At 56.4% G+C, this 6123-nt stretch carries 7 protein-coding genes; 3 read left to right on the forward strand and 4 right to left on the reverse strand.

The features are described 5' to 3' along the window. The first annotated feature begins 21 nt into the window (after nucleotides 1-21). On the forward strand, nucleotides 22-465 hold the full coding sequence (locus tag ACR0K1_RS20580; protein WP_480616177.1) for a low molecular weight protein-tyrosine-phosphatase: 444 nt from the start codon (nucleotides 22-24) through the stop codon (nucleotides 463-465). Here the strand turns inward: ACR0K1_RS20580 and ACR0K1_RS20585 are convergent. From ACR0K1_RS20585 to ACR0K1_RS20600, 4 genes are all read right to left on the reverse strand, one after another. Continuing rightward, entirely contained in the window at nucleotides 462-1415 is a 954-nt protein-coding gene (locus ACR0K1_RS20585; protein ID WP_480851768.1) for a LysR family transcriptional regulator, read from the reverse strand. The genes ACR0K1_RS20580 and ACR0K1_RS20585 overlap by 4 nt on opposite strands. Before the next feature lie 65 nt (nucleotides 1416-1480). Next, a complete protein-coding gene (locus ACR0K1_RS20590; RefSeq protein ID WP_480616173.1) occupies nucleotides 1481-1789 on the reverse strand; it encodes a hypothetical protein in 309 nt (102 codons plus the stop codon). 164 nt (nucleotides 1790-1953) lie between these two features. Further along, nucleotides 1954-2478 carry a hypothetical protein gene (locus ACR0K1_RS20595; RefSeq protein WP_480616171.1) on the reverse strand — a complete coding sequence of 175 codons (525 nt, stop codon included), beginning with the start codon at nucleotides 2476-2478 and terminating at the stop codon, nucleotides 1954-1956. A gap of 9 nt (nucleotides 2479-2487) precedes the next feature. Next, on the reverse strand, nucleotides 2488-3057 hold the full coding sequence (locus tag ACR0K1_RS20600) for a hypothetical protein (RefSeq protein WP_480851769.1): 570 nt from the start codon (nucleotides 3055-3057) through the stop codon (nucleotides 2488-2490). Nucleotides 3058-3176: 119 nt separating this feature from the next. Between ACR0K1_RS20600 and lepA the strand changes: the two genes are divergently transcribed. Together lepA and ACR0K1_RS20610 are read left to right on the forward strand one after the other, a co-directional pair. Beyond that, nucleotides 3177-4976, forward strand: a complete 1800-nt coding sequence (lepA, locus tag ACR0K1_RS20605) for a translation elongation factor 4 (RefSeq protein ID WP_480851770.1) — start codon at nucleotides 3177-3179, stop codon at nucleotides 4974-4976. 166 nt (nucleotides 4977-5142) lie between these two features. Beyond that, nucleotides 5143-5415 (forward strand): hypothetical protein, encoded by a 273-nt coding sequence (locus tag ACR0K1_RS20610; RefSeq protein ID WP_480616165.1) that lies wholly within the window; start codon nucleotides 5143-5145, stop codon nucleotides 5413-5415. Nucleotides 5416-6123 lie beyond the last annotated feature (708 nt).

A 6123-nucleotide genomic window follows, 5' to 3' on the forward strand; every position in this document is an offset into this window, starting at 1 on the left:
CCGCGCGTTACACCTTGGCGCATGACACACCGTATCCTCTTTGTCTGTCTGGGCAATATCTGCCGCTCACCAGCCGCCGAAGGCGTCTTTCGCGCCCGTGCGCCGCAGTTTGACACAGACAGTGCCGGAACCTCGGACTGGCATGTCGGCGGTCCCCCATACGGCCCGATGCAATCCGCCGCCCGCGCGCGCGGATATGATCTGAGCGATCTGCGCGCCCGGCAATTCATCGCCGCGGATTTCGACCGGTTCGACCTGATCATCGGGATGGACGCCAACAACATCGCTGATATCGAAAGTCTGCGCCCCAAGGGCAACGACACCCCGGTGCGTCTGCTAACCGACTTCGCGCCTGAAACCGGTGCCGATCACGTGCCCGATCCCTATTACACGCGGGATTTCGACGGGGCGCTGGACCTGATCGAAACGGCGGTCGAGGGGCTGAGGGCATATCTGGACGGCTAGTCTGCTATAACCCTCAACTGCCCGCTCAACCACGGCAGCTTTGCAATGGCAGGGTCGACGATCTGGCTTTGCATCAGTCGGCGCATCATCCCCGCGACCTCTTGCGGCACCTGATCCGACCAGTCGGTGCGGGTGAACAGCGAGATCGTGCGTGAGAAGTCACCGAACCCGGTGGGGTAAGCCTCGAGACCGTCATGGAACCGCGCCGCCCGCATGAAGCCCAGCGGCGTGGTGATCGACCAGCCCAGCCCGCGCGCGACCATCGCCATCAGGGCCAGGTGCGAACCGATTTCGAACCGTTCCTCGAACACCACCTGCTGGCGGGCCAGATGGCTTTCGATCTGGCGGCTGATCAGCTGTTCGCGCGCGTAGCGCAGGAACGGCAGTTCCTGCATCACAGCCTCTGCCCCACCTGCGCCTTTGGGAGCCACCAGAATGAACGGGTCCCGCACCAAAGGGTATTCAACAACGCCTTCAAGCACCTCGCCGCTATGGGCCGAGACCATCAGATGCAGGCGCTGCGCCTCAAGCTCGGCGAACAGGTCCAGGCTGGGCAGGGTGATCAGCTTGAACTTCGAGCGGGTGAGGTTATCGGCCAGCAGGGTCGCCAGCCGGGGCGTCAGGTCATTGTCGAAATCGTCGATCAACCCGATGGACAAGGTGGTCAGGTGGCCAAGGTCCATGACGGTAAGCTCGCTCTGGGCCATTTGCAGCTCGGCCAGAACCGCCTCGGCGCGGGTCAGAAAGCTGCGCCCGGCCTGCGTCAGCCGCATCGGCCGCCGCCCGTGGTCCACCAGATCGGTGCCCAGAGCCTTTTCCAGATTGCGCAACTGCTGGCTGACCGACGGCTGGCTGAGCCCCGTGATCTCGGCCGCCTGCGCCACCGATCCCGTCCGCGCCAGCGCCTCGAACACTTCAAGGCCCCGCAGGGTCAGCCCTTTCATCACCATAAGACACACCTTTCGCTGCGCCTTTTCTGAGGCGCAGGGCGGGTCAGGTCAAGGACGGACAGGTGTCAGCTGCAGATCGCCTGCGCCATCTGGCCGAAGTTCTGATACCGATCCCACAGCGCGTCATCGCGCGCGGACTGCGACATCTTCAACTCCTGCGCCTTGTGCGGGTCTTCGAACCATTTCGAGACGGTCTTCTGATCACTGCGCGTCAACGCCTGATCGGCCACGCGCTGAATGCAACTGCACCGCGCCCGCGTCGCCGCCGCCCGGTCCGACGCCAGACACGCCCGCTTGATCTGCGCCGCATCCGCAACCGGAGCCACCGCCGTCAGCGATGCCGCACAGAATGCGATTAAGAGGAACTGTTTCATACTCGAGCCTCGTTTTTTGCCTGCCCGGACGGGTCTTGTGCCCCTCTCGGTCTGCGCGGGAGTATGAATCAAAGTGTTTAACGGATCAATTGGGTGGTTCGAAAAAGTGATTGCATGAAGCGGAAACACCCCTCACCGTAGGCTGGGCTTCCGCCCAGAATCGATCATGAGAGGAAAGGCAACCACCGCTCCAAGGCTACTATCAACGCTTCGATTTTCTCCGGGTGTTTCGCAATATAGGCATCAACAACTGCGGTTGTGAATTGCTTGGAGCCTATGACAACAACAGTGCCGACTGCCAACTTGACCGTTAGAGCGCTCCATTTAAGCAGGTCAGCCAACCCTGATTTCAGCTTGTCTAGGATCGATTCAATACTCTCGCGAGCGGGGCTTTTTTCTTCCAAAGCTGTCGAGAGCTCCTGGGCGGCTTCCCAAATCAAAGTGATTGGGCCAGACAAACGTTCGTCTTCGATGTATTCGGGAGGATTATTGCCACCTATGCCGTGACGGGCAGAACTCTGTGCTTTGAAGCTGTCCTTAAGGCCAGCTAACGTGAATCCGACCTGCCATCGCGTTTGAACCTTTTCAATTTCTTTTGCGACTGCTTCTGGGCCTTCCATCCAAATATCGTTATTAATCAACGCAATTCCGCGCTGTAGTTCCCAGTCCAAAGGTTCGCCGTTGAGCATTCCCTCATATCACTCAGCCCAAAATTCCCACGGCGTCCCGGGAGCATTGTCGAAGAATTGCTGCGACAAGCTGGCGTAATATTCAGGTGCCTCGCCATACCATAGTTTGGAAGCGAACACTTGCTCGGTGTCATCAGGTGCAATGGTAAGGGCGGAGGCGTCGGTACTGCGTTCGCGGACGCCATCCCAATAGTAAGTAGTGAGGTTGTTAACGAGCTGCTGAAGCATGTCGCTGACGTCGCTAGTGGTAGATAGGGCCGCTCTGAACGTACTTTCTGCATTTTTGGGAGTGCTGAGCACGTTGTCTATTACAGAGGGAGCATTGAGGTTGGCGATCACATCGGCATTGAGACCAAGTATCTCAGGAGTCGGCCTTGTGGCCGCGAGCCCGGAAACTATACCTGCTCGCATGTACGCCAGCAAAATTTGCTGACCACCGATAATATGCCAGCTGTGATGGGACAACTCAAAGGCGTAAGGAAGTTCTTGCAGTGCTGCACGAGCTGCAACTGCTTTCAAGGACAAAGCTGGGAGGGCTCGAAGCCTCTCATACAATTCTTCAACGGTGAGTTCGGCCACGCTCTAACCCTGCAATACGACCGTTCCAATCTGCAATTACATTGCGCAACACACAAGGCAACGAAACTCTGTCGCGTTTCTATTGACCAACCCACGATTCCTCTACATATCCCCAACCCATGACAGACCTCGCTCATATCCGCAATTTCTCCATCGTCGCGCATATCGACCATGGCAAATCCACCCTTGCTGACCGGCTCATCCAAGAGACCGGAACGGTCAAGGATCGCGACATGAAGGAACAGCTGCTCGACAGCATGGATATCGAGCGCGAGCGGGGCATCACTATCAAGGCCAACACGGTCCGCATCGACTATACCGCCGATGATGGCGAGAAATATGTGCTGAACCTGATCGACACCCCCGGTCACGTGGATTTCGCCTATGAGGTCAGCCGCTCCATGCGCGCGGTCGAAGGCTCGCTGCTGGTCGTGGACTCGACCCAGGGGGTCGAGGCGCAGACGCTGGCGAATGTCTATCAGGCCATCGACGCCGATCATGAGATCGTGCCGGTGTTGAACAAGATCGACCTGCCCGCGTCCGACTGCGACCGCGTGGCCGAACAGATCGAGGATGTGATCGGCATCGACGCGACCGACGCCATTCAGGTCAGCGCCAAGACGGGGCAGGGCATCCACGACACGCTCGAAGCCATCGTCACCCATCTGCCCGCGCCGCAGGGCAATCTGGACGCGCCGCTCAAGGCGATGCTGGTGGATTCGTGGTACGACGCCTATCTCGGCGTCATCGTTCTGGTCCGCATCATGGACGGCACGCTGAAAAAGGGCATGCGGGTGAAGTTCATGTCGAACGGCACACTGCACCATGTCGACCGCGTTGGTGTCTTCCGGCCCGAGATGGAGATGGTCGACTCCTTGGGCCCCGGTGAGATCGGCTTTCTCACCGCCTCGATCAAACAGGTTCGCGACACCCGGGTCGGCGACACCATCACCAATGACCGCAACGGGACCGAGGACGCCCTGCCGGGCTTCAAACCCGCGCAGCCTGTGGTGTTCTGTGGCCTCTTTCCGGTGGACTCGGCCGAATTCGAAGACCTGCGCGACGCGATCGACAAACTTGCGCTGAACGACGCCTCGTTCTCGTTCGAAATGGAAACCTCGGCGGCGCTGGGTTTCGGTTTCCGCTGCGGCTTCCTCGGCCTGCTGCACCTAGAGGTCATCCGCGACCGCATCGAACGCGAATACGATATCGAGCTCATCACCACCGCGCCGTCGGTGATCTACCACGTCTTCATGAAAGACGGCGAGATGATCGAGCTGCACAACCCCGCCGACATGCCGGACCTGTCCAAGGTCGACCACCTTGAGGAACCGCGCATCAAGGCGACCATTCTGGTGCCGGATGAATATCTGGGCGATGTGCTGAAACTGTGTCAGGACCGCCGTGGCATCCAGATGGACCTGACCTATGCGGGCTCACGTGCGATGGTTGTCTATGACCTCCCCCTCAACGAAGTTGTGTTCGACTTCTATGATCGCCTGAAATCGGTAACAAAAGGTTACGCGTCCTTCGACTATCAGATGACTGGCTACCGCGAGGATGCGCTGGTCAAGATGTCGATCCTTGTGAATGACGAGCCGGTGGATGCGCTGTCAACCATGGTTCACCGCGACCGGGCCGAGATGCGGGGCCGGGCGATGTGCGAAAAGCTCAAGGACCTGATCCCGCGCCACATGTTCAAAATCCCGATCCAGGCCGCCATCGGAGGCAAGGTCATCGCCCGCGAGACCCTCTCGGCGCTGCGCAAGGACGTGACCGCCAAATGCTACGGAGGTGACGCCACGCGGAAACGCAAACTGCTGGACAAGCAGAAGGCCGGTAAGAAAAAAATGCGCCAGTTCGGGAAGGTGGATATCCCGCAGGAGGCGTTTATTTCGGCGCTTAAGATGGACAGTTAGGGTTGTACGCTCCTCGTGACGCAGTTCGTCACGGGGCGCTTCGGAAGCCGGGCGTGTTTGCACAGGCCGGATGAAAACTGCGCTTGTTTGAAATTGCAAAAGATATGAATGTGTGCTTCGTTACCTTACGATAGATCGAGTTTTTTGTGTGCGAAGTGAGGGTACGATGAAAGCACTAGCAATTGTTTGTAACATTTTCATTCCGGGTGTCGGCTCATTTTTTGTAGGTCAGGTCGGCCAGGGAATAGCTCAGATTATTCTGTACGGATTGGGTTTCTTGATCACAATCGGAACGCTGGGCATCGGAGCCATCATAGGCATTCCGATGATGATCGGCGCATGGATTTGGGGACTGATAACCGCTTTTGGTGTCAATCAGCAGCCTGTGCAGGTGAACATCGTCAATAATGCCAGCGACGGTACGATAGAAAAGAAGTAAGTCGGACTCGGCAGCAACACTGGGTCGGATTTTAGTTATAATTTGGTGTTCTGCCTAAGTTTTCACTTGATGGAAGTTTGGTGTCCTTACACCAAACTTAGCCCTTCATCAGTGGGTACGGCTTGGACTGTCAAATTTGAACAACAGTTGGCGAAAGCGGTTGGCGCAGTCAGCGGCTCTATGTCATTTTTTTTATTAGATGTAATTGGTTTCAAAGGGTTGTAGTAGAAGTGCATGTCCCGTCAAATATTTTGGAAAAGTATTTTTTCATTCAAAATGGCAGTATACCCCCATATCTGATAAAGTTTTGCGACTCGGAATTCAATATCCGAAATCCAAGATCATTGATAAGAGTTGGTACTCTTTATGATTATCAACAAAGTGAGAATACTCAGATTAAAGATAGCGATGAAGGGTTTGCGCTAATTTCAATTAGCATGAAGGACCCAACCTGGGTGAGCTTTGAGTGGATTAGGGCTGCATTTAGCGTTAATCTTGATCATAACGATGACCCCTCCAGCGATGGGTATTGGCTAAACTCGGGAAACCACATATACGGGCAGAAGAAAGTTCAAGAAATAAAAGTACTTGAGGTAGACAAAGATCAAAGAAAGGCGCTAGGCTCAGGACTCATAACCAATAGATGACAGTTGCGGCGAGGGCGATTGCTGAGAGGAAGACTTTGGGGGAGCGGTCATATCGGGTTGC

This window comes from Ruegeria sp. F5, assembly GCF_056533845.1.

Bases quoted from the DNA above. Each gene is read 5' to 3' on its own strand.
- ACR0K1_RS20610 (WP_480616165.1), top strand. From the start codon at position 5,143: ATGAAAGCACTAGCAATTGTTTGTAACATTTTCATTCCGGGTGTCGGC.
- ACR0K1_RS20590 (WP_480616173.1), bottom strand. From the start codon at position 1,789: ATGAAACAGTTCCTCTTAATCGCATTCTGTGCGGCATCGCTGACGGCG.
- ACR0K1_RS20580 (WP_480616177.1), top strand. From the start codon at position 22: ATGACACACCGTATCCTCTTTGTCTGTCTGGGCAATATCTGCCGCTCA.
- lepA (WP_480851770.1), top strand. From the start codon at position 3,177: ATGACAGACCTCGCTCATATCCGCAATTTCTCCATCGTCGCGCATATC.
- ACR0K1_RS20585 (WP_480851768.1), bottom strand. From the start codon at position 1,415: ATGGTGATGAAAGGGCTGACCCTGCGGGGCCTTGAAGTGTTCGAGGCG.
- ACR0K1_RS20595 (WP_480616171.1), bottom strand. From the start codon at position 2,478: ATGCTCAACGGCGAACCTTTGGACTGGGAACTACAGCGCGGAATTGCG.